Below are 26,887 nucleotides of genomic sequence, written 5' to 3' on the forward strand. Positions count from 1 at the left end.
ATCAATATAACTGAAAACGGCCCGTATCGTCTTGTTTTGACAACTGTGCCGCGCCATTGCCGCCCTGCCCTGGCGGCGTGGAAATGAGGAACAGGCCAGCCAGCACCAGGCCACCATTGAGGATCAGCAATTCCAGGCCGATGCGGTAGTGTTCGAACAGCCGCGCCTGCTCCTGCTCGATCAGCGCGCACAGCAGCGGCCCCGCCACGGCCACCAGGGGCACCCAGCGGTCGCGCACGCCGCGCCGGCTGAGCAGGCCGAAGGCGAACAAGCCCAGCAGCGGGCCATAGGTATAGCTGGCCAGTTTCAGGATGACGACGATCATGCTGGGACTATCGATCCACTTGAAGACCATGATCAGGATCAAGAACAGTGCGGAAAAACCGAGGTGCACCTTGCGGCGCCAGCGCACCTGCGCGGCCGCACTCAAGTCCTGCCTGCGCTGCAGACCCAAAATGTCGATGCAAAAGGTGGACGTCAAGGCAGTGAGCGCCCCGTCCACGCTGGGAAACAGGGCGGAAATGAGGGCGATGAAGAAAATCAGCTGTACCACGGCGGGAAAGTGCCCGAGCACCACGGCGGGGAACAATTTATCGCCTGTCGCCGTCACGCCGGCCAGCGGCGCATACAGGTGCAGCAGGCCGCCGAGGAAGAGGAACAGCAGCAGCACGCCGGTCAGCACCACGGTGAGACTCAGCATGTTCTTTTGCGAGTCGCGCAAGGTCCGCACGGAAATGTTCTTTTGCATCATTTCCTGGTCCATGCCCGTCATGGCAATCGTGATGAACATGCCGGCAAGAATGTGCTTCCACACATAGGCGGGGCTGTCCGGGTCGACGGTGAAGATGCGCGTGAGGCCTTGCGCGCGCATGCGCTCGAGGCTGTCGACGAGGGACAGGTCCATGGCGCGTAATAAAAACACGCTGCAGATGACGAGGCCGGCCAGCATGCACGCCGTTTGCAGGGTGTCGGTCCAGACGATGGTCTTCACGCCGCCTTCATACGTGTAGAGCAGGATCAGCAGCAGCACGACGCACGCCGTCAGCCAGAACGGCACGCCCAGGCTGTCGAGGATGGTGGCTTGCAGGATATTGACCACCAGATACAGCCGCGCCGTGGCGCCCAGCAGCCGCGAGACGATGAAAAACGCCGCCCCGCTCTGGTAGGAACGCCGGCCCAGGCGCACTTCCAGGTAGCGGTAGATGGAGGTGAGCTGCAGCCGGTAGTACAGCGGCAGCAAGATGAAGGTGATGGCCAGGTAGCCGAGCACATAGCCGAGCATCAGCTGGATGTAGCCGAAACCGTTGCTGCCCACGGCGCCGGGCACGCTGATGAAGGTCACGCCCGTGAGCGTGGTGCCCACCATGCCGAAGGCCACCAGCATCCAGTTGCTGTCCTTGTTGCCAATAAAAAAACTGTCGTTGGTGGCATGGCGCGAGGTGCGCCATGCCACGCCCAGCAGGATCAAAAAATACGCGAGGACGACGGCAAACAGGATGGCTGGGGACATGGGTATTGCGCTGGCGGCAAAGGGGGACAGGGGCTGCAATATACAACAAAGCGTACAGCAATGCCCCTGGTCAATCAGGCCTCAGCAGCCGGTCGGTTTCACGCGTTCCACTTCCAGGCCGAACCACGGACGCAAGCGCGTGCCGATGACGTTGCCGACGAAAGCGCAGACCAGCCACAGCCAGCCGTGCAGGCTGCCCGAGACGATGCCGCTGAAATAGGCGCCGATATTGCAGCCGTAGGCCAGGCGCGCGCCGTAGCCGAGCAGCAAGCCGCCGACGACGGCGGCGATGATCGAACGGCGCGGGATGCGCCACACGGGCGCGTAGCGGCCGGCCAGGGCCGCGGCCAGCATGGCACCGAGCACGATGCCGATGTCCATCACGGAAGTCTTGTCCTGCGTCAAAGGCGCGGCCAGCGCGGCCGCGTTGGCCTTGGTCGACCAGTAGGCCCAGCTAGCCGTATCGATGCCGACCACGGACGCCGCTTTCGCGCCCCACAGGGCAAACGCGGACGTCACGCCCCACGGCTTGCCCGACAGCGCCAGGGTGATGAAATTGAGCACGACGAGCGCGATGGCGCCCGCCACCAGCGGCCACGGGCCGTGCAGCCAGAGCGACGCCTGCGCCGGGCGCAGGGGCGTGGCGACGAGCTTGCCGTGGCGGCGCTTTTCCACCAGCACCGTGAGGCCGGCGATCAGCGCGAAGACCAGCCAGTTCAGCGCCAGCGCCGGTACCAGGCCCAGCGTCGTGACGAGGGAAATGGGTTGCAGTTGCGGCAACGCCGTCCAGAACGGCATGTGCGCCGTACCGATCACGGAGCCGACGATGAAGGCGGCCAGGGTGATGAGCATGCGCGTGCTGCCCCCGCCGACCGTATATAAGGTGCCGGACGCGCAGCCGCCGCCCAGCTGCATGCCGATGCCGAAGATGAAGGCGCCGAAGATGACGGACGTGCCGGCGGGCGACACCAGCCCGGCGACGGGCGTGCCGAACAGGGTGCCGGCGGACAATGCCGGGAAAAACAGCGCCACGCCCACGGCCAGCATCAGCATTTGCGCGCGCAAGCCGTCGCCGCGGCCATCGGCGATGAAGACGCGCCAGGCGGACGTGAAACCGAAGGCCGCGTGATACAGGGTGATGCCGAGCAAGGCGCCCACCACGTACAGCGCGGACTGCGTGGCGCCCACGGTGTGCGCCAGATACCAGGCGCCCAGCACGATGAGCAGCAGGGCGACGCCCAGCGGTTTCGGATTGATGGCGGCGCGCAGGCGCAGCGGTGACATTGCGGTATCGGACATGGAAGTATGGGCGAGAGAAAGGTAAGCACCATTGTAAGCCCTGCTCTCGTCCGTGCCGGCAACCTGCTTGCAGATTAATGCCCCACCGCATGCATCGATTTCTCGCCACCGCTGCGCGCGGCGATGGGATGCAGGCGGTCCAGCCGGCCGCTCAGGGCTGTCAAGCCGAAGGCGCCCAGCACGACAATGGCGCCGATCCAGCCCGTGTGTACAAGGCCCAGGTGTTCCACGATCAAGCCGCCGCCCCAGGCGCCGCCGGCGATGCCCAGATTAAACGCGGCGATATTCAGGCCCGAGGCCACGTCGACGGCGCGGGGCGTAAAGTGCTCCGCCTGCTGCACCACATACACTTGCAGGCCGGCAACATTGCCGAAGGCCACGGCGCCCCACAGCAGCACGGTGAGGACGACAAGCACCGGGTGCGGTGCCGTGAAGGTCAACAGCAGCAAGACGGCTGCCAGCAGCAAAAAGATCCGTTTCAGGGCGCGCACCGGTCCCATCGTGTCGGCCAGCTTGCCGCCCCAGATATTGCCGAAGGCCACGGACACGCCATACACGAGCATCACCGCGCCCACGGCGCCGGCGCCAAAGCCCGACACTTGCTGCAAGATCGGCGCCAAATAGGTAAAGGCGATGAAGGAGCCGCCATAGCCGACGGCCGTCATCGCGTACACCAGCAGCAGCCGGGGCTGGCCCAGCACCTGCACTTGCTGCAGCAGCGACGCCGGTTTGCCGTGCTTGATGGTCGACGGCACGTACAGCAGGCTGCCGACGAAGGCGACCAGGCCCAGGGCCGAGACGGCCAGGAAGGTTTCGCGCCAGCCGACATGCTGGCCGATGAAGGTACCCAGCGGCACGCCCGTCACCAGGGCCACGGTCAGGCCCGTAAACATGATGGCGATCGCGCTGGCGGCCTTGTCCTTCGGCACCAATGACGTGGCGATGGTCGAGCCGATGGAAAAGAACACGCCGTGCGCCAGCCCCGTCAGGATGCGGGCGATGACGAGGGTTGCGTAGCCGGGCGACTTCCAGGCCAGCAAATTGCCCAGGGTGAACAAGACCATCAGGGACAATAACAAGGTCTTGCGCGGAATCTTGCCCGTCAGGGCAGTGAGCACGGGCGCGCCGACGGCCACGCCCAGCGCATACAGGCTGACCAGCAGGCCGGCCGAGGGCAGGTTGACGCCCAGGTCGGCGGCGATGGTGGGCAGCAGCCCGACGATGACAAACTCGGTGGTTCCGATGGCAAACGCGCTGAGGGTCAGCGCGAGCAAGGCAATGGGCATGGCAAACTCCGATCAATGAGGTTGGCATGCAGTATCGGGGTTTTCTTTGTTCCGAAAAATACGTCATTCGGCAGAAGATAGTTGCGCCAAACTCAACAATTCAGAGGTCTGCTACACTGGCCGCATCAACACGGGATCACCACCATGAATTCAGAAAAACTGGCGCTGCTGGTCACGCGCGAAATGCCATACGGTAAATATCAGGGACGGCTGCTGGCCGACTTGCCGGGCCATTACCTGGGCTGGTTCGCGCGCGAGGGCTTTCCCTCGGGCGAACTGGGCAGTTTAATCGCGCTGATGTACGAACTCGACCACAACGATTTACGCAGCTTGCTCGACCCCTTGCGCACGCGCAAGTCGCCGTGGCGGCCGGGCGAATAAGCCACAGCTTAAATCACGCGCAGCTTCTTCGCCAGCATGGCGCTGAACTCGCCATTTTCCACGATCTTTTGCAGCTCGCTGGCGCCACCGATGAGCACGCCATTGACAAAGACCATGGGGAACGTGGGCCAGCCCGTCCACATTTTCAGCGCATTGCGCCGGTGCCACTGGTTCAGATAACTGCCGTACTGCAGGTACTGGTAGGGCGTGCCCAGCACGTCGAGGATCTTGCGCGCCTTGCGCGGGAACGGGTTGAGCGCCATGCCAACGACGACCACCTGGTGCGCGGCGATGGCTCGCTGCACTTCGCGCACGATGTCCTGGTGCTTGCTGCCGATCAAGGGCCGGGCGGCGGGATGGATCTGGGCTTCGTCGAGGATGGCGCGGGTCATGAAAGTCCTGGGGTCAGTGGCACGTGGCGTGCGGATCACGCATTGTGCCATGCACTTGTGCCACGTGCCATGGCTGGCGTGGGCTACACTGCGCTTCTTCTCCCCTACACGTCAATATATGCAAGCAATCCCTCCCATGGCTGAGTGGCGCCGCACCCGCCGCCTGCTCGGCGCCCTTCTGCTCGCCGCCTGCTCCTGCGGCGCCCTGACCGCCGCCGTTACCGTTACCGATGAGGGGCTTGAAAGCGGCCTGGTCCAGGCGCTGCACCTGAAAAAGGGCACGACGGACAGAGTGGGCACCTCGGGCAAGGCCATCGCCGCCTACGCGCGCGAAGGCTACATCGGCAAGCGCCCCGACCAGCGCTTCGATTACACCGATTACTACCTGCTGAAAAAGCCGGCCAGCTTCATGGGGCATGCACTGGTGCTGATCGAGGAAGAATACATCACGCAATACATCGGCTGCTGCGTCAGCCCCGGCGCGGGCGTCACGCTCAAGGTGCAGGGCAGCACGCAGAAGCTGCAGGCGTTCGCCCGCGCCCAGCGCTGCACCTTGAGCGACCCCGTCGATATCGGGCATGCCCTGAGCGAGGTGGCCATCAAGACCAGGATGCCCAAGGGCCATTACGCGTCCCTGAGCTGCCGCGAGCGCGATGCGCAGAGTGAAGAGCCTTGATGGCGGGCGGCGCTCAAAACAGCTCGTCGAGCAGCAAATGCCATTGCAGCTTGCCTTGATCGATATCAAGGAGCCCATATTGCACAGCAAACCTTTGCTGTAGCGCGGCGTCCAACTCACCGAGAGCACGCCAGGCGATGGCCAGGTCCTGGTAACGGTCGGCAACGCCGGCCCGTCCCACGTCGAGGCAGCCGACGACGGCGCCTTCGTGCAGCAGGATATTTTCCAGCGAGAAGTCGCCATGCGTGACGACGAGGTCGGGCGTGAGCGGCTGGCAATCCTGCAGCGCCGCCCACACCTGTTCCGCCGTCCAGCCTTGGCGCCCGGCATCGAAATCGTCGGCGTCGACGAGGCCCGCATCGATGCGCTGGCGCGCCTGGACCAGCCGCACGGCAGGGCCGGCGTCGAACGGGCAGGCGCTCACGGGCAGCGCATGCAGGCGGCGCAAGAAGGCCGCCAGCGCATCGGCCACGGCGGGGCCCAGCCCGGGATCGGCTTCCAGCACCTCGGACGCCGTCGTGCCCGGCAGCGCCGCCGTCAGCAGCCATGCCCGGTCCGGGTCCGCCACGCTGGCGAACTGGACCACGGCCGGCACGGGCAGCTGCGGCGCCAGCCAGCGCAGGCGCGCCGCTTCATCGGCAAGGTCGGCGGCGGCAGGCCCCCTGCCGTGCTTCAGGAACAGGTCCGGCGCACCGTTCCTGCCCCGCAGGCGGTAGACGGCAGCGTCCGATTCGCCGATGCTGTCGCGCGCCCATCGATATCCGGCCACGGCGGCGCGCAGGCTGGCGGGCATGGCCGCCGTCACGGAGGTTGGCATCTTGTCGGAGGGTCTCATCGCTCTAGCCCAGCGGCACGTGCAAGCCCATCTTGAGGCAGGTCAAGGCCACCGAAGTGCGGTAGCGCCGGATATTGTCGTCGCCGCCGAACAGGCGCTCCGACAGCGCCTCGTATTCGGCCATGCTGCTGGCCGTGATGACCAGCAGGTAATCGGCCTCGCCCGTGATGCCGTAGCACTGCTGGATGGCAGGCTCGGCCATGATACGCGCGCGCATGCCGGCCGTGCGCAGCGGGTGCTCGTCGTGCAGATGCACTTCCACCGTCAGTATCAAAGGACGGCCCAGGCGGCTGGCGTCGAGCACGGCCACCTCGCTGCGGATCACGCCGCTCTCGCGCAGGCGGCGGATGCGCCGCTGCACGGCCGGCGCCGACAAATGCACGGCCTGGGCGATTTCGCGCTGCGAAGTCGTGTTGTCGCGCTGCAAGATATCGAGGATGGCCAGGTCGAAGGCATCGAGATCGGGGGAAGGCGTGAGCGAAAGTTGCGTCATGGAGGTCAAAATGCAGTGCAAATATCGGAGCAGACACAATAAACTTTCACCATTCCGATATCAAGCCTTTTATCTCCATGCCATTACGCCGCTATTCCTCGTTTATTCCCCTGCTGGCCATCCTCGGTTCCGTCACCGCGCTGGGGCTGGGCACCTCGTGGGCCAAGCACAGCCTGTTCCCGCTGGTCGGCGCGCAAGGCACGACGGCCGTGCGCGTGGGCTTTTCCGCCCTGCTGCTGTTGCTGTTCTGGCGCCCGTGGCGCTGGCAGCTGAGCCGCGCGGACGCCCGCACGGTGGCCCTGTATGGCGCGGCGCTGGGCTTGACCAACCTGTGCTTCTACATGGCCTTGCGCACGATCCCCTTCGGCATTGCCGTGGCCATCGAGTTTTCCGGCCCGCTGGCCGTGGCCCTGCTGGCCTCGCGCCGCCCGCTCGACTTCGTCTGGGTGGCCCTGGCCGTGGCGGGACTGGCGCTGCTGCTGCCGCTCGGCCACGACGTCAGCAATCTCGACCCGACGGGCGTGCTGTTCGCGCTGGGCGCCGCCGTCTGCTGGGCCTCGTATATCGTCTTCGGCAAGCGCGCCAGCCACTTGCATGCGGGCCATTCCGTCGCTCTGGGCCTGGCCATGGCCGCGCTGGTGGTCGTGCCCGTGGGCGTGATGCACAGCGGCGCCGCCCTGCTCTCGCCCGTCGTGCTGGGCGTGGGATTAGGGGTCGCGCTCATTTCCAGCGCCATCCCGATCTCGCTGGAAATGGTCGCCCTGAAACGGCTGACGCCGCAAGCCTTCGGCATCATGAGCAGCATGGAACCGGCCGTGGCCGCCATGCTGGCCTATATCCTGCTCGACGAGCGCCTGGGTAGCGGGCAATGGCTGGCGATTGCCATGATCATGGCCGCCTCCATGGGCAGTTCCTATATGGCGCAGCGGCAGAAGCGCGATGCGCGGGCGCTCATGGCCGAATGCAGATAGTGAAGCGGGCGCCGCCCAGCGGCGCATCGTCGACGGCGATGGTGCCGCCGTGCAGCGCGACAGCCCTGGCGGCGATGGCCAGCCCCAAGCCGTGGCCCGCGGCCGCATGGTCCTGCTCGCGCTCCAGGCGGTAGAACGGGGCAAACACCCGTTCGCGCTGGTCGGCGGGAATGCCGGGACCGTCATCCTCGATGACGATGCGCAGCGCCTCGCCGTCGCGCACGGCCGACAGCGCCACGCGCGCGACGGCATATTTGGCCGCATTGCCGAGCAGGTTGCCGACGGCGCGCGCCAGCAGGCGGGGCTCGCCGCGCAGCTCGCCCAGGTCGGCGGCGATGCAAGCGTCCACCTGGCGCGGCAAGGCCGCCGCCAGGCAGCCATGCAGCAGCGGCGCCAGGGGGAAGGACTGGCGCGGCAGCGCCTGCGCATGATCAAGCTGCATCAGGCCCAGCAGCTCATTGACGAGGGTTTTCAATTCCCCGACGTCGGCGCCCATGGCGTCGACGCGCCGCCGCAGGTCGGGCTGGCCGTCCGCATGCCGCGCGGCCAGCAGTTCCAGGCCGAATTCCAGCCGCGCGATCGGCGTGCGCAGCTCGTGCGACACCGACAGCAGCAAATGCTTGCGCGCCTCCAGCAGGGAGCCGATGCGCCCGGCCATGTCGTTGATGCGGCCGGCCAGCGGCGCGATGCTGGAGCCGGGCCGGACCCGCGCCCGCGCGGCCAGGTCGCCCTGTCCGAAATCGTCGGCCATGCGCGACAGCGCCGCCAGGCTGCGGCCGTGCACGCGCGTCCACCAGCCCAGCGGCAGCAGCAGGCACAGGGCGATGACGGCGAAACGGATCGCCTCCATGCGCAGCGCCTGGCCCACGTCGATGGGCAGCTTCTGCGCGTGGAGCACATCGTCCTCGCTGCCGGCATAGCGCGCGCCCGTGGCGTCGACGCGGCGGTAAAAACCCTTGCCGCCCACGTCCATCACCACGGCGCCATGCAGCAGCGGCGCGCGCTGCGCGGCCGGCAGCGCCGCCAGCACGGCGGCCAGCGGCTGCAGCTCCAGCGTGACGTCGGACACTTCGCGCACCTTGTTCAGGCGCGGCAGCCATTCGTCGGCGGGCGCCTGGTCGATGTACTGCTCCAGCAGGAAGATCTGGCCGGCCGCCTGGTCGCGCGCGATATGCTCGAGCGGATCGCCGAACAAGCGGCTGAAGGTGACGTAAATGAGGCCGCTGCCCAGCGCGACGGCCAGCAGCACCAGCAGCGCGAAACGCCAGAACAGGCGGTTCATTCCCAGGCGGAGGGCGTGAGCAGGTAGCCTTCGCCCCACACCGTCTTGATGCGCTCGGCGGCGGCGTCGTCGAACTTGCGGCGCAGGCGCGAGATGCAGTTGTCGATGCTGCGGTCGAGGCCATCGAATTCGATGCCGCGCATCTTGACGAGGATATCGTTGCGCGACATGACCTTGCCCGCGGCGTCGGCCAGGATGGCGAACAGCTTGAATTCGGCGCTGTTCATGGCGATTTCCTGCCCGCGCCAGTGCACGGCGCGGTTCTCGCGCGACACGCGCAGCTGGCCGATGACGATATCGCTGCCGGCAGCCGCGCTGCCGCGCCGCTGCAGCGCGCGCAAACGGGCCAGCAGCACGCGCGGCTGGATCGGCTTGTTCACGTAGTCGTCGGCGCCCTGCTCCAGGCCCGAGACTTCGTCGAAGGTGTCTTCGCGCGCCGTCAGTATCAGGATGGGCACAGCGCTGAGCTGGCGCAGCTGGCGGCACACCACCAGGCCGTCGACGCCGGGCAGGGTCAGGTCGAGTATCACCAGCTCGGGCCGGGTATCGCGAAAGCGCGCCAGGGCCTGGTCGCCGCGCGTGACGACGTCGACCGCATAGTCGTACTGCTCCAGGTATTCCTTGACCAGCGCGGCCAGCCGCGCATCGTCTTCCACCAGCATGACACCTTGCATCGCTCCTCCGCGCCGCCATTTTTGTGGCGTATTGTAGTGGAGCGCGGCGCGCCTGTGGCAAATTCGACAATCCGGTACACATTGCTACACTTTTCATACAAATGCGCCCTACAAATTGCGGACAATTCAAGGACAAACACGGGCGGATTCCGGGACGCGGCTTGCCTAACATGGAAGCTCTTACCTCAACCGGAATCCGAACATGAAAAAATTTGCATGCAGCACCCTGCTCGCCATCGCCGCCACCTCGCTCGTCCACGCCGAAGGCCTGTACGTGGGCGCCAACGTCAGCCCGTCCAGCGACGGCAAGGTCCGGTATGCGGCTGGCGGCGCGACCAGCCAGCGCGACGCCAGCGGCAAGGCGCTGCCGTTCGGCGTCTTCGCCGGCTATGAACTGACGCCGGCCTGGGCGCTGGAAGGCGGCTACCGCGCCAGCGGCGGCGCGACCCGCTTCGACCTCGACCCCGGCTACCAGCTCAGGGTGCGCGCCAGCGCCGCTTATGTGGCGGCGCGCGGCACCTGGCGCCTGGACGAGGACTGGTCGCTGTTCGCCAAGGCCGGCCTGGCGCGCAGCCGCGTCGAATTCACCATCGACGGCAGGAATGCGCCGCCCGCTGAATCGACGAACAAGACGGGCCTGTACGCGAGCGTGGGAGCGGCTTATCAGATCAACAAGGACGTGGCGCTGCAGCTCGAATGGGAGCACGCCCCGACCGTCAGATACGAAGGACTCGACAGCACGATGAACCGCATCGCGCTCGGTGTCCGTTTCGGTTTTTAAAGGATGGCATGCACAAGTTCGCGCCCCGTTTTTCTCCCCGTTGTTCTCCCCGGCTGTTGCTGCCGGCGTTGCTGCCGGCGCTGCTGCTGGCCGGCGGCGCCGACGCGCAGATGATGCCCGACGGGAGCCGGGACATGTACGTGGGCGCGGCTGTCACGGGCAGCTCCGCGACGGACGACGGCGCGCCGCGCGCCGCCGTCCTGCGGCCGCTGCTGCAGGTCCAGTGGAGCAATGGCGTATTCGTCTCGGCCAGCGGCGTGGCGGGCATGCACCTGTCGGCCACGCCGGGCGTGGAATACGGCCCGCTGCTGGCCGCCAGCAATGCGCGCGATCCGGAAGATGGCTGGCGCCTGCGCGGCACGCGGCGCATCAAGGGATCGCCCGACGTGGGCGGCTTCTATGGCTACTACCTGGGCGAGCAGGCGCGCGTCACGTCGAACCTGGTGTACGACACGAGCGCGCGCGGCTGGCGCGCCCAGCTCGCCGTGCAAAAGACCCTGCCATCGCTGGCCGCCCATCATGCGGTGACCGTGTCGGCCGGCGTCTCGCTGGCCAGCGGCGCCGTGATGGAAGAGCGCTACGCCGTCAGCGTTGCCGCCGGGGGCGCGCGCGACTACCGCCCGGCCGGCGGCGTCACCGCCATCGAGGCGGGCGTCAACTGGAACTGGGCCCTGAGCAGCCAGTGGCTGCTCAACAGCGCCGTGACGGGCACGCGGCTGGGCAGCGGGCCGGCCGGCAGTCCCGTCATCGAACGGCGCAACGTCATCACCTGGTCCAGCGGCCTCGGTTACCGGTTTTAAGCGGCATGCGCAAATCCCTGCTACTCGGCCTGGCACTGCTGCCCGCGTTCGCCGGCGCCCAGGAAGGCGGCGACTGGATCGCGTATCGCGACGCCTACCGCCACATGATCTGGTTCGAGAAGTACGGCAAGCCCAAGCAATTGCTGCAGCAGCATCTGCGCCTGCGCGCGCGCGACGCCAGCGTGTCCACGGAGGGCTTGCGCCTGGCCTTGCACGGCAAGGACGCGCAGCTGGCGCTGCCGCTCGATGCGCTGGGCCGCGCCGTGTTCCCGTTTTCCAAGGCCGCCTATGACGACAACGCGGAACTAATTTGGAACCGCAAGCCGGGGCAGATCACGTCAAGCGCCTGGGTCTCCATCGTCACGCGGCCCGACGGCGTGTATGCGGCGGCCGACCTGCGCGCCGCCTGCGAACAATTCCTCGCCTATGCGCGCCACATTGGCGGCGCTGGCGGGAAGCGCTGCGCCGGCGTGCAGTTTGCGTATGCGAGGACGGATGCGGCGCAAGTGCGCTACCAGGGCGGCGATGGCGCGGCAACACCGCTGGCGGCGCAGGAGGGTCCCGCCTTTCCCGGCGACGCCGTGGCCGGTTTCCGTATCTACGCCTACCGTTTCCATGCGCATCCGGACGGCGGCCAGGTCCTCACCGGCGGCACGCCGCTGGCGATTGCCGCCCTGCTCGAATAAGGCAGGCCGCGTTCAGTGCGCGGCCGCCCCCGCCACGTGGGACGCCAGCTTCCTGCGCGCCAGCCAGGCCAGCGGCAGCAGGGCCAGCAACGCTGCCGCCACGCCGGCCCATGGCGACGACGCCATCAGCTGGCGCGAGACCATCAGCGCACCGAGCATGGAGCCGAAGGAAATGCCGAGGTTGAACGAGGAAATGTTCAGGCCCGAGGCGAAATCGACGGCTTGCGGCGTGTAGCGCTCGGCCGTGGCCAGCATGCCCGCCTGCAGGGCGGGCGACAGGCCGAAGGCGAACACGCCCCAGACGAACAGCATCGCCGTCATCAGCCACTGGGACGTGATGGCCAGGGCCACGCCCACTTGCGTCACGGCCAGCAACAGCAGCATCGATCGCAAGGCCTTTTGCCAGCCCAGGTGGCTGGTCAGGTAGCCGCCCGCCAGGTTGCCGGCAAAGGTGGCGACGCCGAACACGATCAGCAAGGCGCTGGCCATGGTGGCGGAAAAACCCGTCACATCCGTCAAGATGGGCGTAATGAACGTGAAGGCGGCAAAGCTGCTGCCAAAGCCGAACGTGGTGACGGCCATCATGGTCAGGATGGGGCCGCTGCCCAGGGCCGCCAGCTGCGTCACGGCCTTGCCGCCCTGGCCTTGCGCTAAACCGGCCGGCAGCCAGCGCGCCATGGCTGCCAGGCCCAGCGCGGCCAGCACGACCACGGCAAAGAACGGCAAGCGCCAGCCCATCAGGTTGCCAAGAAAACTGCCGAGCGGCACGCCGATCACCATGGCCAGCGTCAATCCCGCGAACATCACGGAAATCGCCCTGCCCGCCTGTGCCTTGCTGACCAGGCTGGCGGCCACGGTGGCGCCGATGGCAAAGAAGGTGCCGTGCGCCACGGCCGTGATGACCCGCCCCGCCAGCAACAGTTCGAACGTGTGGGAAAACGCGGCCAGCAAGTTACCGGCGAGAAAAACGCTCATCAACCCCAGCAGGGCCGCCTTGCGCGGCAGGCGCGACATCAATAACACGAGCAGCGGCGTGCCGATGGCCAGCGCCAGCGCATACAGGCTCACGAGCGAGCCGGCCGATTCGATGGAAATGTGCAAATCCTTGGCGATGGCCGGCAGGATGCCGACGACGATGAATTCGGTGACGCCGATGGCAAAGGCGCCGACGGCCAGCGCCAGCACGCCGGGTGGCATCTTGCTGGCGGGCGGGGAAACAGGGGCTGCGGTGGTCATGATTACTCCGGCAAATGGTTCAAGCGGGCCAGTCTATCGGGATAAATACTTTTGATATAGACTCTAATAATCGAAACACCTGTGAAATGGATTCAATAATGGCCAGGCAAGACATCAACCGCGCATTCGAGATGGCCGTGTTCGTGGCCGTGGTGGAAACGGGGGCTTTTTCCGCCGCCGCGCGCCGCCTGGCCTTGACGCCGTCGGCCGTCAGCAAGCTCGTCAATCGTCTGGAAGCGCGGCTCGGCGCCCGCCTGCTGCAGCGCAGCACGCGCCAGCTGCACACGACGCCCGAGGGCGACGCCTTTTTTATCCAGTGCAAGCGCATCCTCGACGATATCGACGGCGCCGAGCGCGAAGCGGCGCAGGGGGCGGCGCCGCGCGGGCGCCTGCGCATCAACTGTTTCGTACCGTTCGGCGTGCGCCATCTGCTGCCCATCCTGCCCGAGTTCGCGCAGCGCTATCCCGACATCGTGCTCGACGTCGTCGTCAGCGACGCCATCGTCGACTTGCTGGAAGACCGCACCGACATCGCCATCCGCACGGGCCAGCTGAAGGCATCGAACCTGGTGGCGCGCAAACTGGGCGAAGACGCGATGGTCGTGGTGGCGTCGCCCGCGTATGCGGCGCGCCACGGCTTGCCCCGTACGCCGCAGGACTTATCCGGGCACAATCTGCTGGCCTTCAACTTCCGCTGCCAGAACGAAACCTGGCCCTTCCTCGACGGGAGCGGAGGAACGTTGCAGGTGGCGCCGCAAGGCAATACCTGCGTCAGCGATGGCGAAAGCATGCGCCAGCTGGTGCTGGCGGGCATGGGCCTGGGACGCTTTTCGCGCCAGCACGTGCAGCGCGACATTGCGCAAGGTCAATTGGTGGAGCTGCTGCAGGACTACAATCCGGGCGACAAGGAGCTCGTGCACGCCGTCTTCGTGGGACCGGGCCTGCAAGTGCCGGCCCGGGTCAGGGTGATGCTCGATTACCTGCTGGAAAAGGTCAAGCTGGGCCTGCCTTAAACGATGGCCTCTTCCAGGCGCAGCCGGCGGCCTTCGCCCAGCATCAGTTCGAACTCGGCCGCCGGCACGGCCGGGCTGAACAGATAGCCTTGCAGCTGGTCGCAGCCCAGTTCGCGCAGGAAGCGCATCTGCTCGGCCGTTTCCACGCCTTCGGCGACGATTTCCTGGCGCAGCTGCTGCGCCATGGTGACGATGGCGCGGGCGATGGCGCAATCGTTTTCCTCGAAGGGCAAGCCGATGACGAAGGAGCGGTCGATTTTCAAGGTGCTGATGGGGAATTTCTTCAGGTAGGCCAGGCTGGAATAGCCGGTGCCGAAGTCGTCCAGCGCCAGCGCCAGGCCCATGGCCACCAGCTCATTCATGATGTCGATCACCTTGTCGGCACCGCGCATCAACAGGCTTTCCGTGATTTCCAGCATGATCTGCTCGGGCCGCACCTGGTAGCGTTCGAGCACGGCCGCTATGCGCGCCGGCAACTGCTCGTCGAACTGGCGCGCCGACAGGTTGACGGCGATGGCCGGCATGTGCAGGCCCCGGTCTTCCCAGCTGCGGATCTGGCGGCAGGCCTCGTCCAGCACCCAGGTGCCCAGCTCTAAAATTAAACTGGTTTCCTCGGCGACAGGGATGAAGACGCCGGGCGAGACCATGCCGCGCATCGGATGCTTCCAGCGCAGCAGGGCTTCCGCGCCCACGATGCGGCCGCTGGCCAGGCTCACTTTCGGCTGGTAATGCAATTCCAGCTCCTTGTCGCCCAAGGCCAAGCGCATTTCGCTTTCCAGGCGCAAATGTTCCTTGGCCCGCCGGTTCATGTCTTCGCGGTAGAACAGGAAGGCCGATTCGATCGTCTGCCCCGCCTTGGCCACGGCCACGTCGGCAAAGCGGAACAGGGCCGGCGCTTCCAGCCCGTCTTCCGGATACACGGTGATGCCGATGCTGGCGCCCACGTGCAGCGCGTGCGCATCGATGGTGATCGGCGCTTCGAGCAGGTTGAGCAGCTTTTGCGCCACGTTCGCCGCATGTTCGCGCTTTTCGATGTGCAGCAGGGCCACGACGAACTTGCTGTTGTCGACGCGCGCCAGGATGTCGGCGTCGCGCAGGGCGCCGCGGAACAGCTGGCCGATGGCGATCACCAGCTGGTCGCCCACTTCATGGCCCAGGGTGTCGCTGATGGAACCGATGCGGCTGATGTCGATGACCATCAGCGCGCCATGCGTGCCCTGCCGCTTCGCTTCGGCCAGGCCCTGGTCCACCAGTTGATTCAGCAGGCAGCGGTTGGGCAAGCCCGTCAGGCTGTCGTAGTTGGCCATGCGCTGCATGCGCGCCTCGGCATCCTTGTGCACGGAAATATCGGAAAACAGGGAAAACACGTGGCTGATTTCGCCAAATTCGTCGCGCACGACGCTGATGGTGACGTCTTGCGGAAACAGTTCGCCATTCTTGCGCTTGCCGATGATCTCGCCGCGCCAGGAGCCGTGGCCACGCATGGCGGCGCGCACCTTGGCGCGGAAATCGGGGTCGTGCACGCCCGAGCGCAGCAGGTCCGGCGTGCGGCCAATGGCTTCGGCCGGCGAATAGCCGGTGATGCGGCTAAACGAGCTGTTGATCGAGACGATGCGCTCTTCCGCATCCGTGATCAGCACGCCCTGCTCGCTGTCTTCGATGATGCGCGCGTGCAACCTCACCTTGTCCACGTCGGACAGCGGTTCGCTCAGCGCGGACAGGCGCACGGCCATGCCGCAGCCCTTGCCCGCCTGGTCATGGATCACGTGGCGGTGCATGCGCAGCCACGTCACCATGCCCGACTTCTTGCGCCGGCGCACATCGGTGGCCACGTCGCCCTGCACGAAATGCAACTCCAGCACGCTCGCCTCGGCGTCGTCTTCCGGGTACAGGAACAGGATGTGCTGGCCCAGCGCCTCGATTTCGGAATAGCCGAACATCTGTTCGGCGCCATGGTTCCAGCCGATCAGGTAGCCGTCAGGGTCGATCTCCAGCAGGGCATCGGCCGGCGCCACGCGCACCACGGGCCGGCTGGCGCCGCGCAGGCGTTCCAGCTCGTCCTGCAGGCGCGCCAGCGTGGCGGCCTGCTGCGGACCGGCCTGTTCACGGGCATCCTGGGCCAGGCGCAGGCACAGCGCGACTTTCGCCTCAAGCACGGAACCCCCGCGCAGTGGCCGGGTCGGTTGGAAATATCAGGGACGCTACAGTCTGTGTAATCATCAAAATCCCGCGATCGGGCATGGAAGTCGGGCCGGAAATACGCTAGCAATACTGTGAATATGGTAACTTAAAAATGTTGGCGTATGTCAACATTTTAAGGCTTGCGCCGAATGGCGGCCCGCCCCGCACCGGGCTGGCGTCAGGCGCGCCCCGGCAGGTGCTGCGCCAGCCGCGCAAACACCGCGGGATCGCGCATGCGCGCCAGCCACCAGCGCAAGGCGGCGCCATCCTCGCCCACCCGCCAGGCCAGGTAGAAGGTTTCCGACGGCTTCGGCTCTTCCACGGCCTTTTCCACCAGCTGGCCGCGGGCGATGGCGGCGCGCGCGCATGGCCCCGGCAGGAAACCGAAGCCCAGCCCCAGCACCTGGTAGTCGAACTTGACCTGCATGTTCGGCACCGTCAGCGCATCCTGTCCCAGCAGCAAGCCCACCGTGCGCGGCGCCATCTGGCGCGCCGAATCGGCCACCACCACGGCGCGGTGCTGCTGCAGGTCGCCGCGCGACAGCGGACCGGGCAGCTGCGCCAGCGGGTGTGCGGGCGCCACGGCAAAGACGAAGTCGAGCATGCCGATCGGCTGCGCGATATAGCCGCCGCCGGCCGGACCGTCGCCGGGCGCGCCGACCAGCAGGTCAACCCTGCGGTCCATCAGCGCTTCCCACGTGCCCGACAGGGTATCCTGCGCCAGCCGCAGCCGCGTCTGCTGCGCCACCTCGTAGAACGCGCACACGTCGCCGGCCAGGGCCACGGCGGAAAACATGGAGTCGATGCCGATGGCCAGCTCCGTTTCCCAGCCCGACGCCACCCGGCGCACGCGGTGCTCGAGGTCCTGCGCCGCCTTCAGCAAATAGCGCCCTTCCTTCAGCAATTCCTGTCCCGCCGCCGTCAGCACGACTTTCGGCCCGTTGCGCTGGAACACCTGCACGCCCAGGTCGTCCTCCAGCTTGGCCACCGTGTAGGAGATGGTCGACGGGACTTTATGCAGCTCCTTGCCGGCCGACGAGAACGAGCCGCGGCGGTCGATGGCGTCGACGATTTGCAAGGCATCCAGGCTCAGTCTTAACATTCGATTTTTTCGATCATAGTGCGGTAGATTTTCCGTTTTTCTTTCTCGCCTGGGCGGCCTATACTTTCTTCATCGTACAGCGCGGGGCGGAAGAGAAGCCAAGGCATAGCGCCAGGCAACGGTCCTTCGAAATTATCGCACATTAACCTTTAGAAACGGAGTCCACCATGTTACAGATTCGTCATAGCGAAGAACGCGGCGCCGCCAACCACGGCTGGCTCAATTCCCACCACAGCTTTTCCTTCGGCAGCTATCACGATGCCAATCACATGGGTTTTGGCCCCTTGCTGGTGATCAATGAAGACCGGGTCACGCCAGGCCAGGGTTTCGGCACGCACGGCCACCGCGACATGGAAATCATTTCCTACGTGCTCGATGGCGCGCTCGAGCACAAGGACAGCATGGGCACCGGTTCCGTGCTGCACTACGGCGACGTGCAGCGCATGAGCGCCGGCAGCGGCGTGCGCCACAGCGAGTTCAACCACTCGAACACGGATGGCTTGCACTTCCTGCAGATCTGGATACAGCCGAACGTGACGGGCATTGCCCCCAGCTATGAAGAGAAGCATTTCTCGCCGGAAAGCAAACGGGGCAAGCTGCGGTTGATCGCCTCGGGCGACGGGCGCCAGGGTTCTGTGCTGATCCACCAGGACGCGGCCCTCTACGCCAGCATCCTGCAGGAAGGCGAGCAAGCCGAACATGCGCTGGACGAGGGCCGCCTCGCCTACGTCCACCTGATCCGCGGCAGCCTGGTGGTCAACGGCACGCCCTTGAAAGCGGGCGACGCGCTGAAATTGACCCAGGAGGCCACGGTGACGCTGACGCAGGCCGAAGATGCCGAAGTGCTGGTCTTCGATCTGCCTCGATAAGGGTCGCTGGCCCTAGCCTTGCACGGCTTGCCGTTGCTGGCGCAACGGGGCTGCGGCAAGGCCAGCCATCTTGTAAAAGACGCATACGGCCGCAATTAGAGCAATAGCACCAGGCATTCCAGCCTTCCAATATCAAGCAGGGGAAATGGTTTCCCCTGCTTTTTGGTATGATGACAGGGCGCGCCGGCACCGGAGTGGTACGGCGCGCCTTTATTTTTGACAATTACCTATATGAGCACAACCATGCAAAGCGGCGCGGACATCCTGGCGACAGGCGAATTGGATTACACGACTTCCTGCGCACTGCCGACGCCGTGGGCCCAGTTCACCCTGCACGCCTTTGTCGAGCACGCCACAGGCAAGGAACACCTGGCCATGGTGCTGGGCGACGTCGGCAACGGCGAACCGGTGCTGGCGCGCGTGCATTCCGAATGCCTGACGGGCGACGTGCTGTTTTCCCAGCGCTGCGACTGCGGCGCCCAGCTCGAAGGCGCGCTCAAGCGCATCGCCGAGGAAGGCCGGGGCATCCTGCTGTATTTGCGCCAGGAAGGGCGCGGCATCGGCCTGATCAACAAGATCCGCGCCTACCGCCTGCAGGAAGCGGGCGCCGACACGGTACAGGCGAACGAGCAACTGGGCTTCAAGGCCGATGCGCGCAACTACAGCTTGTGCAAGCCCATGTTCGCCCAGTTCGGCATCGACAGCCTGCGCTTGATGACGAACAACCCGCGCAAGATCGCGGCCATGGAAGCGCTGGGCATCGCGGTGGCCGAACGCGTGCCGCTGCTGGTCAACCGCAACGCCTTCAACCAGCACTACCTGAATACCAAGCAAAGCAAGCTGGGCCATATGATGACGCCGGTGACGGCGCCCGCGCTGGAAGACGGCGCCCTGTAGTTCCCGGGCGGGCGCGCAGTCGCGCGTCGCCTGGGCGCCAGCGTCGTTCCTGCTCACGCACAAAGGATGCATGAAATTATCTAACTACGCCTGCTTGCTGGCCAGCCTGTGCGCTGCCGCAGGCGCCCACGCGGCCCCGGCCCCTGCGCCCGCCGTGGCCACCACCGCTTCGCCTCCCCCCGCCAAACCGCCGCCGGCCACCGCCGCGCCCGCCGCCACCGACCATGCGGCCCTGCCGCCCCCCTCGTCGGCCGCGCAAAAACTGTACACGGCCGCGCGCGCCGACATCCTGCAAGTGCGCGTGCTGCTGAAAAACGGCCGCACGCAGTCGTCGGTCGGCTCCGGCTTTTTGATCGGCACGGGCGACCTGGTGGTCAGCAACTACCACGTGGTATCGCAATTCGCGCTCGACCCCGACACCTACGTGGGCGAATGGGTCGACACCAGCGGCCAGCGCGGCAATGTCGAATTGCTGGCCGTCGACGTGCTGCACGACCTGGCCGTGCTGCGCGTCAATCGCCACGGCACGGGCTTTTTCAAGATGCCGGAGCAGCTGGCGCCGCTGACCCAGGGCCAGTACCTGTACTCGATGGGCAATCCGCTGGACCTGGGCTTCGCCATTTCCGAAGGCTCGTACAACGGCGTCGTCACGCGCAGCTTTTACGACCAGCTGATGTTCACCGGACCGATCAATTCCGGCATGAGCGGCGGCCCCAGCGTCACGGCGAATGGCGACGTCGCGGGCGTGAACGTGTCGAAACGCCTCGACGGCGAACTCGTCAGTTTTCTCGTGCCGGCCCGCTATGCGCAGCAATTGCTGGCCAAGGTGGCGCAGCAAGGCAAGGCGCCGAAGGACTTCAAGCCGCTGGTGACGGCGCAGCTGCTGGCGCACCAGGAAGTGATGCTGGCGCGCCTGCTCGACACGCCCCTGAGCCTGAAAGCCATGGGCCCGTACCGCGTGCCCGTGCGCGAGTCGGACCAGATGCGCTGCTGGGGCCGTTCCAACGTGAAGGCCGACAAGCCCTACATGATCGACAACACCAGTTGTGCCATGGAATCGGCCATCTTCATTTCCGGCGCCCTGCAGACGGGGCAAGTGTCGATGCGCCATGAATTCCTGCGCAGCAGCGAACTGGGCGCCCTGCGCTTTTCCGGGCTGGCCAGCGCCTCGTTCAAGAATGAAAGCTTCGGCAACTACAAGAGCGCGCACCTGACGGGCCCCCATTGCAGCGAACAGTTCATCAAGAACCAGACCCTGCCGCTGCGCGCCGTGCTGTGCGTGCGCGCCTACCGAAAATTTCCCGGCCTGTACGATTTTGCCCTGCTGGCCGCCAGCACCGATGAGCCACTGATGAACTTGCAAAGCCGCATAGACGCGCGCGGCGTGTCCTACGCCAACGGCATGCGCGCCACGCGCACCTTCCTCGAAGCGCTGTCGCGCGCCCCCTCCGCCAGCGGCGCGCGCCAGCCATGAAAGCGCCCTACTCCATCGAGATCCTCGCCGCCAACGGCGACGTGCAGCAGCGCCAGCGCATCGCCGCCTTGCCGATCCGCCTGGGCCGCGGCTATGACAACGACTTCATCCTCGACGATGCGCATACGGCCGCCGAGCACGCCATCATCGAAGACGATGGCGAAGGCGGCCTGCTGCTGCGCGACCTGGGCAGCCATAACGGCGTGATCCACCGGGGCCGGCGCCAGCTGCAGGTGGCATTGAGCGGCAACAGCATCGTGCGCCTCGGCCACACGCGCCTGCGCGTGCGCGGCGCCGACCATCCCGTGGCGCCCGAGCAGAGCGACACCACCATGCACAACTGGGAAGGCTTGCGCCCCGCCATGGCGGGCCTGGCCATGATCGGCGCCTCGGCCGCCTTCAGCAACTGGCTGGGTGACGCGGAAAGCTTCGACCCGATTTCCTACCTGATGATCGTCGCCTACGCGCTGGCCGGCGGCCTCGTGTGGGCTTCGATCTGGGCCGTGGCAAACCGGCTGTTTGGCCATGTGGCGCGCTTCGGCCGCCACCTGTTCATCATCGGCTGCGGCTTGCTGGCCATGGAGGCATGGGAACTGGCCAGCAGCGTGGTCGCCTACGCGCTGTCGCTGGAAGTGCTGACCCGCTACGGGCGGCACATGTTCATCGTCATTGTATGCTGCATGATCTACTACCATCTGTGCACGATCAACCCCCAGCATCGGCGCCGCTTTGCGCTGGCCAGCGTGGTGCTGGCCATCGTCGGTTCGACCTTGATCCTGCTGAGCAACCTGCAAATCAATGGCCGCCTGTCCGACGAGCTGTACATGTCCGTGATCTATCCGCCCGCCGTGCGCCTGAGCCCGGACCATGCGACGGACGCCTTCTTCAACGATGCCGCCGGCCTGAAGAATGCCGTCGATGCCGAACGGGGCAAGGCCGCCAAGGGCGGCGACGAAGACGACGGCGACGATTAAATCGCGCCCGCAAGCAAAAAGCCCGCCGTGTCTGCAAGGACACGGCGGGCTTTTTGCTTGCTCCGCATTGCGGCGGAGCGCACAGGCGGGAGCTGAAAAACAGGACTTAGAACTTGGCTTCCTGCTTGCGGCGGGCCGTAAAGCCCAGCAAGCCCAGGCCGACCAGCAGCATGGCATAGGTGCTTGGCTCAGGCACGGCCGAGACCAGGCCGTCGCCGGCGCTGAAGCTGGTGAAGTTCTTGCTGCCGATCTTGAACTGGGCTTGCTGGCCGCCGTCGCAGCAGCCTTCCAGGCCATAGATGCTCAGGGTGTGGTTGCCGGCTGCGAGGGAGCTCGAACCGCTGAAGAACTGGCTGCCGTTATTGTAGTTGCCGGCCCACCACATGTCATTGGTCTTGAAATCGAGCGCGACGCCGTCGAGGAACAGCGCGCCGCCCTTGCCGAAGTCGACGCCGCTACGGAAGCTCCAGGTACCCGCGTCGGCCGCGCTGACGCCGAAGTTGATGACCGATTTGAAGGCGATGTTCGAACCGCTGCCGAACAGGCTGCTGTTATTGATATTGTCGTAGCTGGCGATGCTCGTCGAGCCATAGCCGGCGCCCGGCGCGGCCACGGCGGCATTGACGACGGACTGGTAGGCGGCGGCCGAAGTTTGCACGGCGGCGTCGGAAAAGCCGGTCGACAGGGTAATGGTGCTGGCGTTCGCGTGGGCAAAGGCACCGACAGCGATCAGGGACAGGGCGAGTTTAGACAGGTTTTTCATGATGGTATCCAGTAGTTATTCAGGAGGCGTACGGGCGCTTGGGCTGAATCCACGCTGCATTGAGGCGTGTCGGCGAGGCGCTAGAGACTGCGGGAATGAGCGGTCGGTGGCTGGGACTCCCGCGCAGGAGCGCGGACTTGCGGCACAGGCTGTGCGCTGCAAGCATCCTGGAAAGGGGTCGGGTTTCCGGGACAGGGTCAGACGGTTGACGGGTCAGGTAAGACGATGAATCTATTTTAGCCTAATTTTCCTTTAAGAAAAGTATTTTTCTTTTTACCATTAAAGATATTCTTATGGCAATCACGCGCCAGCCTCCCTGTCTACGGCGCGCCACGGGCACATCACGCGGCGCTTGCCCTATGGCATGTCGCAGCGGCGCCACAAGCAGACACGGCAGTGTCGCATGGCGCGCATTTCTTTTCGCATGCCGCCACACCACGCGGCGGGCCAGCATGGCAAAATGCATACATGCTGTTATCCGTCCAATGAGGGAGAAAGAGGAAATGGTCGATCTGGAAGAACTACGCTATCTGGCACTGTCGTTTCCCGATACTACCGAGGAAGAACACCACGACCGTCCAGCGTTCCGCGTGGGCGGAAAGATCTTTGCCACCCTGCCCGATGACGAACACATCAACGTGCTGCTCGATGCGGAAGCGGCGCATATCGCCACCGTCATCACGCCCGCCGGCTGCGAAAAGCTGTGGTGGGGGGAACGGCTGGCGGGCATCACCGTGCGCCTGGCGGACGCCGAACTGGACATGCTGGCGGCGGCCCTGACGGCCGCCTGGCGACGCAAGGCCCCGGACGACCTGGCCAGGACCATCGACTGAGACGGCCGGACGGACCGCTACAGCGGCCAGTTGCGCAGCAGCAGCGCCACCATCTGGTGCAATTGCTCGCGCGAGACGCCGGCCGCGGCCTGGATCGCCATGCCCTGCGACAGGGTCACGACAAAGCGCGCCTGCTGCTCGGGACAGGAATCGGGCGGCAAATCCCCCTCTTCCCTGGCACGCCTTAAACGGTCGCGCAGCTTGATCTCGCCGCGCAGGCGGCGCGCAAACAATTCATCGCGGATGGGCAGCGCATCGTCGCTGCACGCCAGCGCCGCATTGACGCCCATGCAGCCGTGCGGGCCGTCCGGCGTCGTCTGCGCATCGACATATTGCGTCAGCAGCGCCTCGACCACCTGGCGCGCCGTGGGCTGCTCCAGCGCCGCGTCAAAGAACTGCATGCGCGTATCGCTGTAGCGTTCCAGCGCCTTGTGGAACAGTTGCTCCTTGTTGCCGAAGACGGCATACAGGCTGGGCCGGTTCATGCCCATGGCTTTCGTCAATTCCGGCAAGGAACTGCCTTCATAGCCTTTTTCCCAGAAGACCTTCATGGCGCAATCGAGCGCCTCGTCCGCGTCAAAGGTGCGCGGGCGGCCCGTTTTCGCCCTGGCCGTTTCCTCTTTTTTATCTTGTTTCATACCGTTCGGTAAAAAATTATTGACAACACTGTCTGCCTGCCCTGATTATATACCGACCGGTTAAAAACCTCCCGGCTTTTCAGGAACCCTATGCACACACCTTCCAACACCTCTGCCGACGATACCACCGTGGCGCCGTGGCTGGCCGTCTTATCCGTCGGCATCGGCGCCTTCGCCCTCGTCACGTCCGAATTCCTGCCCGTCGGCCTGCTGCCCGCCATGGCGGCCGAGCTGGCCATCAGCAAGGGCCAGGCCGGCCTGATGATCACCACGCCCGGCATCGTGGCCGCGTTTGCCGCCATCTTCGTCACCGTCGGCTCCGGCCGCCTGGACCGCCGCATCGTGCTGCTGTGCCTGACCGCGCTGCTGGTCGTTTCGAACCTGCTGGTGGCGCTGGCGCCCTCCTACGGCTGGGTCCTGCTGGGACGCGCCCTGCTGGGCGTGGGCGTGGGCGGCTTCTGGGCCATCGGCAGCGCCATCGGACCGCGCCTGGTGTCGCTGCGGCATGCGTCGCGCGCCATGTCCATCATCTTCGCCGGCGTGTCGCTGGGCACGGTGGCGGGCGTGCCGGCCGGCGCCCTGGTCGGCGAGCTCGTCGGCTGGCGGGTGGCCTTCGGCGCGGCCAGCGCCATTGCCGTGCTGGTCTTTATCGGCCAGCTCTTGCTGCTGCCCAAGCTGCCGCCGACACAGGCCATCCGCCTGCGCCAGTTGCCGATGATCTTCGGCATCCGCAAGGCCAGGCTGGGCCTGATCGCCACGGCCATGCTGTTCACGGGCCAGTTCGCCGCCTACACGTATATCGCGCCCTTCCTCACGCAAATCTCGCACCTGGCGGCCGGCACGGTCAGCGCCATGCTGCTCGTGTATGGCGCTGCCGGCTTCATCGGCAACCTGGTGGGCGGCTGGGCCGCCGGTCGCTACGAAAGGGCCGCGCTGATGGTGACGGGCGCCGTGCTGGGCCTGTCCACCCTGGCGCTGGCCGCGCTGGGCAGCCATGCGGTGACGGCGATGCTGCTGGTGGCGGTCTGGGGTTTCGGTTTCGGCGCCATGCCGATCTCCGTGCAGACGTGGATGTTCAAGGCGGCACCAGAGCTGATGGAAGGCAGCAGCGCGCTGTTTGTCGCCATCGTGCAAGTGTCGCTGGCGTCGGGCGCCTTGCTCGGCGGCATGGCCGTCGACCGGCTGGGCGTACCGAGCGCGATGGTGGTCGGCGGCGCGTTCGCCCTCGGCTGCGCGCTGACGATCGCGCTGTTCGGCAAGCCGCAGCTTGCCGCCAAGGCCAACGCGCCTTGCGCAGCGTCGTAGCAAACTGCCTTCAGATGCGGCCGCGCCGGAATTCGCCGAGGAATTTTTTGACTTCGGCCGGCGTCATGGGCACATCCGCATCGCCATGATAGGCATATAAAAAGGGCGTGCCGCCCAGGCGGTCCGTCAGCTTGGCAAAGAGTAAAAAGCGGCTGCCCAGCGGATAGCGCTGCAGGTCCACCAGGCGGCGCGAGCACTGCACGGCCAGTTCCGGCGAAAAAGCCTGGCCCGGCACGGGACGGATTTCCACGCGGCCATCGATCGCGCGCGATTCGACGGCAACGTGCCGGTATGCATAAGTATCACGGGCCATGGCGCCACCTTGAATGAAATAAAGGCGCCATCTTAAGCGAAGTGGGCGCCTCGCGTGCTACTGCGCCACGATGCGCAGCAAGCGGCCGTCGTCTTCATCCGTCAGCGCGTACAGGTAGCCGTCCGGCCCCTGGCGCACGTCGCGCACGCGCGCGCCGATGGCCAGGCGGTCCTGCCCCGTCACCTTGCCGTTCGCATCGACGGCGATGCGGCGGATATCCTTGGCCGCCAGGCCGCCGCTGAAGATGCTGCCGCGCCAGGCGGCGATCTTGTCGCCCGTGTAGACGGCCAGCCCCGACGGCGCCGGCGACGGCACCCAGGCCACGCTCGGGTTGAGCATGCCAGGTACTTCATGCTTGCCGACCGGTTCATGCGTCTTGTAGTCGGCGCCATAGCTTTGCAGCGGCCAGCCGTAGTTGCCGCCGGCCACCACCAGGTTCAGCTCGTCGCCGCCGTACGGGCCGTGTTCCGTCGCCCATACGCGGCCGGAAACGGGGTCGAGCGCCAGGCCCTGCACATTGCGGTGGCCGTACGACCAGATTTCCGGCAAGGCCCCCTTGGCAGCGAGCGGATTGCCGGGCGCCGGTTTGCCCTCGTCCGTCAGGCGCAGGATGGAACCCTGGTGCGTGGCCAGGTTTTGCGCCTGTTCGCGCGCCAGGCGGTCGCCTATGCGCAGCGGCGGATTGCCGCCGTCGGCCACACTCATCAGCAAGCTGCCGTCCGGCAGCCACAGCAGGCGCGAACCGAAATGCTGGCCGCCGCTCTTGTCGGTGGCGACCTTGAACAAGGTCACGATGCCCGCCACCTTCTTGCCATCGAACACGCCGCGCACCAGGGTCGTGCGGTTGGCGTCATTCGTGCCCGTCGACACCGTCATGTAGACGCGCTGCTGCGCCTTGCCCGCATCCTGCGGGTGCAGCACGATATCGAGCAAGCCGCCCTGCCCGCCCGTGAATACCTTGGGCATGCCTTCCAGCGCCACGTCGCTGAACGTCTTTCCATTGAGCAAATGCAAGGTGCCCAGCTTGCTGGTGACCAGCGCGCGGCCCTCGCCCAGCCAGGCGATGCCCCACGGCTGGCGCACGCCCTGCGCGACGGTCTCGGCCTTCCAGCCCTGTTTCGCGGCGGGCGGCTCGCCCGTGGCTGGCAGTTCGGCCCAGGCCGATGGCGCGGCGGCACATGCCAGTGCAAGCAAGATCGTGGTGCGGCGTAGCGGTAACATGG

General features: G+C 66.0%; 28 protein-coding genes. 13 read left to right on the forward strand and 15 right to left on the reverse strand.

The features are described from left to right. Nucleotide 1 precedes the first annotated feature (1 nt). The 3 genes from AC3RCJ_RS20930 to AC3RCJ_RS20940 form a co-directional block, all read right to left on the reverse strand. Nucleotides 2–1,510 (reverse strand): sodium:solute symporter, encoded by a 1,509-nt coding sequence (locus tag AC3RCJ_RS20930; protein WP_492960645.1) that lies wholly within the window; start codon nt 1,508–1,510, stop codon nt 2–4. Between the two features lie 81 nt (nt 1,511–1,591). Continuing rightward, nucleotides 1,592–2,809, reverse strand: coding sequence for a YeeE/YedE family protein (locus AC3RCJ_RS20935; RefSeq protein WP_492960647.1), 1,218 nt, complete (start codon nt 2,807–2,809; stop codon nt 1,592–1,594). 74 nt (nt 2,810–2,883) lie between these two features. Then, a complete protein-coding gene (locus tag AC3RCJ_RS20940; protein WP_492960649.1) occupies nt 2,884–4,095 on the reverse strand; it encodes an MFS transporter in 1,212 nt (403 codons plus the stop codon). Nucleotides 4,096–4,239: 144 nt separating this feature from the next. Here AC3RCJ_RS20940 and AC3RCJ_RS20945 point away from each other — a divergent pair, with 144 nt between their 5' ends. Then, entirely contained in the window at nt 4,240–4,476 is a 237-nt protein-coding gene (locus AC3RCJ_RS20945) for a DUF3820 family protein (protein ID WP_034749909.1), read from the forward strand. Nucleotides 4,477–4,484: 8 nt separating this feature from the next. Here AC3RCJ_RS20945 and AC3RCJ_RS20950 read toward each other — a convergent pair whose 3' ends face one another. Beyond that, a complete protein-coding gene (locus AC3RCJ_RS20950; protein WP_492960651.1) occupies nt 4,485–4,868 on the reverse strand; it encodes a glutaredoxin domain-containing protein in 384 nt (127 codons plus the stop codon). Nucleotides 4,869–5,004: 136 nt separating this feature from the next. Between AC3RCJ_RS20950 and AC3RCJ_RS20955 the strand changes: the two genes are divergently transcribed. After that, nucleotides 5,005–5,544 carry a hypothetical protein gene (locus tag AC3RCJ_RS20955; protein ID WP_492960653.1) on the forward strand — a complete coding sequence of 180 codons (540 nt, stop codon included), beginning with the start codon at nt 5,005–5,007 and terminating at the stop codon, nt 5,542–5,544. 13 nt (nt 5,545–5,557) lie between these two features. On the opposite strand, the gene AC3RCJ_RS20960 is transcribed toward AC3RCJ_RS20955, so the two are convergent. Together AC3RCJ_RS20960 and AC3RCJ_RS20965 are read right to left on the reverse strand one after the other, a co-directional pair. After that, entirely contained in the window at nt 5,558–6,379 is an 822-nt protein-coding gene (locus AC3RCJ_RS20960) for an APH(3') family aminoglycoside O-phosphotransferase (protein WP_492960655.1), read from the reverse strand. 4 nt (nt 6,380–6,383) lie between these two features. Further along, complete coding sequence (locus AC3RCJ_RS20965; RefSeq protein ID WP_492960657.1) at nt 6,384–6,872, reverse strand: Lrp/AsnC family transcriptional regulator; 489 nt, start codon at nt 6,870–6,872, stop codon at nt 6,384–6,386. 77 nt (nt 6,873–6,949) lie between these two features. Here AC3RCJ_RS20965 and AC3RCJ_RS20970 point away from each other — a divergent pair, with 77 nt between their 5' ends. After that, the gene (locus AC3RCJ_RS20970) at nt 6,950–7,843 is read left to right on the forward strand and encodes an EamA family transporter (protein ID WP_492960659.1); all 894 of its coding nucleotides are present in this window, start codon (nt 6,950–6,952) and stop codon (nt 7,841–7,843) included. Here AC3RCJ_RS20970 and AC3RCJ_RS20975 read toward each other — a convergent pair. Continuing rightward, the gene (locus AC3RCJ_RS20975; RefSeq protein ID WP_492960661.1) at nt 7,824–9,125 is read right to left on the reverse strand and encodes an ATP-binding protein; all 1,302 of its coding nucleotides are present in this window, start codon (nt 9,123–9,125) and stop codon (nt 7,824–7,826) included. The genes AC3RCJ_RS20970 and AC3RCJ_RS20975 overlap by 20 nt on opposite strands. Next, nucleotides 9,122–9,799 carry a response regulator gene (locus AC3RCJ_RS20980; protein WP_492960663.1) on the reverse strand — a complete coding sequence of 226 codons (678 nt, stop codon included), beginning with the start codon at nt 9,797–9,799 and terminating at the stop codon, nt 9,122–9,124. Before AC3RCJ_RS20980 ends, AC3RCJ_RS20975 begins: the two co-directional genes overlap by 4 nt. A gap of 202 nt (nt 9,800–10,001) precedes the next feature. Here AC3RCJ_RS20980 and AC3RCJ_RS20985 point away from each other — a divergent pair, with 202 nt between their 5' ends. The 3 genes from AC3RCJ_RS20985 to AC3RCJ_RS20995 are packed head-to-tail and all read left to right on the forward strand — an operon-like array spanning nt 10,002 to nt 12,066. Beyond that, the gene (locus AC3RCJ_RS20985; RefSeq protein WP_492960665.1) at nt 10,002–10,580 is read left to right on the forward strand and encodes a porin family protein; all 579 of its coding nucleotides are present in this window, start codon (nt 10,002–10,004) and stop codon (nt 10,578–10,580) included. An 8-nt stretch (nt 10,581–10,588) separates the two neighbouring features. Continuing rightward, entirely contained in the window at nt 10,589–11,380 is a 792-nt protein-coding gene (locus tag AC3RCJ_RS20990) for a MipA/OmpV family protein (RefSeq protein WP_492960667.1), read from the forward strand. Between the two features lie 5 nt (nt 11,381–11,385). Beyond that, complete coding sequence (locus tag AC3RCJ_RS20995; protein WP_492960669.1) at nt 11,386–12,066, forward strand: hypothetical protein; 681 nt, start codon at nt 11,386–11,388, stop codon at nt 12,064–12,066. Nucleotides 12,067–12,078: 12 nt separating this feature from the next. On the opposite strand, the gene AC3RCJ_RS21000 is transcribed toward AC3RCJ_RS20995, so the two are convergent. Next, complete coding sequence (locus AC3RCJ_RS21000) at nt 12,079–13,302, reverse strand: MFS transporter (protein ID WP_492960670.1); 1,224 nt, start codon at nt 13,300–13,302, stop codon at nt 12,079–12,081. A 98-nt stretch (nt 13,303–13,400) separates the two neighbouring features. Here AC3RCJ_RS21000 and AC3RCJ_RS21005 point away from each other — a divergent pair, with 98 nt between their 5' ends. Next, the gene (locus tag AC3RCJ_RS21005; RefSeq protein WP_492960671.1) at nt 13,401–14,315 is read left to right on the forward strand and encodes a LysR family transcriptional regulator; all 915 of its coding nucleotides are present in this window, start codon (nt 13,401–13,403) and stop codon (nt 14,313–14,315) included. On the opposite strand, the gene AC3RCJ_RS21010 is transcribed toward AC3RCJ_RS21005, so the two are convergent. Then, the gene (locus AC3RCJ_RS21010; protein ID WP_492960673.1) at nt 14,312–16,471 is read right to left on the reverse strand and encodes a putative bifunctional diguanylate cyclase/phosphodiesterase; all 2,160 of its coding nucleotides are present in this window, start codon (nt 16,469–16,471) and stop codon (nt 14,312–14,314) included. The genes AC3RCJ_RS21005 and AC3RCJ_RS21010 overlap by 4 nt on opposite strands. A gap of 203 nt (nt 16,472–16,674) precedes the next feature. Beyond that, nucleotides 16,675–17,598, reverse strand: a complete 924-nt coding sequence (locus AC3RCJ_RS21015) for a LysR substrate-binding domain-containing protein (protein WP_492960675.1) — start codon at nt 17,596–17,598, stop codon at nt 16,675–16,677. Nucleotides 17,599–17,765: 167 nt separating this feature from the next. On the opposite strand from AC3RCJ_RS21015, the gene AC3RCJ_RS21020 reads away from it, so the two are divergent. From AC3RCJ_RS21020 to AC3RCJ_RS21035, 4 genes are all read left to right on the forward strand, one after another. Then, nucleotides 17,766–18,467, forward strand: coding sequence for a pirin family protein (locus AC3RCJ_RS21020; RefSeq protein WP_492960677.1), 702 nt, complete (start codon nt 17,766–17,768; stop codon nt 18,465–18,467). Between the two features lie 243 nt (nt 18,468–18,710). Continuing rightward, on the forward strand, nt 18,711–19,364 hold the full coding sequence (ribA, locus tag AC3RCJ_RS21025) for a GTP cyclohydrolase II (RefSeq protein ID WP_492960679.1): 654 nt from the start codon (nt 18,711–18,713) through the stop codon (nt 19,362–19,364). A 70-nt stretch (nt 19,365–19,434) separates the two neighbouring features. Continuing rightward, complete coding sequence (locus AC3RCJ_RS21030) at nt 19,435–20,838, forward strand: S1 family peptidase (RefSeq protein ID WP_492960681.1); 1,404 nt, start codon at nt 19,435–19,437, stop codon at nt 20,836–20,838. After that, on the forward strand, nt 20,835–21,812 hold the full coding sequence (locus AC3RCJ_RS21035; protein WP_492960683.1) for an FHA domain-containing protein: 978 nt from the start codon (nt 20,835–20,837) through the stop codon (nt 21,810–21,812). The genes AC3RCJ_RS21030 and AC3RCJ_RS21035 overlap by 4 nt, the downstream gene beginning before the upstream one ends. Nucleotides 21,813–21,918: 106 nt before the next feature. On the opposite strand, the gene AC3RCJ_RS21040 is transcribed toward AC3RCJ_RS21035, so the two are convergent. Next, nucleotides 21,919–22,575 (reverse strand): CCXG family PEP-CTERM protein, encoded by a 657-nt coding sequence (locus AC3RCJ_RS21040; RefSeq protein ID WP_492960684.1) that lies wholly within the window; start codon nt 22,573–22,575, stop codon nt 21,919–21,921. 503 nt (nt 22,576–23,078) lie between these two features. Here AC3RCJ_RS21040 and AC3RCJ_RS21045 point away from each other — a divergent pair. Further along, nucleotides 23,079–23,408, forward strand: coding sequence for an MmcQ/YjbR family DNA-binding protein (locus tag AC3RCJ_RS21045; RefSeq protein WP_492960686.1), 330 nt, complete (start codon nt 23,079–23,081; stop codon nt 23,406–23,408). A gap of 17 nt (nt 23,409–23,425) precedes the next feature. Here the strand turns inward: AC3RCJ_RS21045 and AC3RCJ_RS21050 are convergent, their stop codons facing one another. After that, nucleotides 23,426–24,046, reverse strand: a complete 621-nt coding sequence (locus AC3RCJ_RS21050) for a TetR/AcrR family transcriptional regulator (protein WP_492960688.1) — start codon at nt 24,044–24,046, stop codon at nt 23,426–23,428. A gap of 90 nt (nt 24,047–24,136) precedes the next feature. Between AC3RCJ_RS21050 and AC3RCJ_RS21055 the strand changes: the two genes are divergently transcribed. Then, complete coding sequence (locus AC3RCJ_RS21055; protein ID WP_492960690.1) at nt 24,137–25,351, forward strand: MFS transporter; 1,215 nt, start codon at nt 24,137–24,139, stop codon at nt 25,349–25,351. A 10-nt stretch (nt 25,352–25,361) separates the two neighbouring features. On the opposite strand, the gene AC3RCJ_RS21060 is transcribed toward AC3RCJ_RS21055, so the two are convergent. Then, complete coding sequence (locus AC3RCJ_RS21060; RefSeq protein WP_492960692.1) at nt 25,362–25,664, reverse strand: hypothetical protein; 303 nt, start codon at nt 25,662–25,664, stop codon at nt 25,362–25,364. A gap of 57 nt (nt 25,665–25,721) precedes the next feature. Then, complete coding sequence (locus tag AC3RCJ_RS21065; RefSeq protein WP_492960694.1) at nt 25,722–26,885, reverse strand: PQQ-dependent sugar dehydrogenase; 1,164 nt, start codon at nt 26,883–26,885, stop codon at nt 25,722–25,724. Between the last annotated feature and the right edge of the window lie 2 nt (nt 26,886–26,887).

Source organism: Janthinobacterium sp. GW822-FHT07H11 (genome assembly GCF_058798615.1).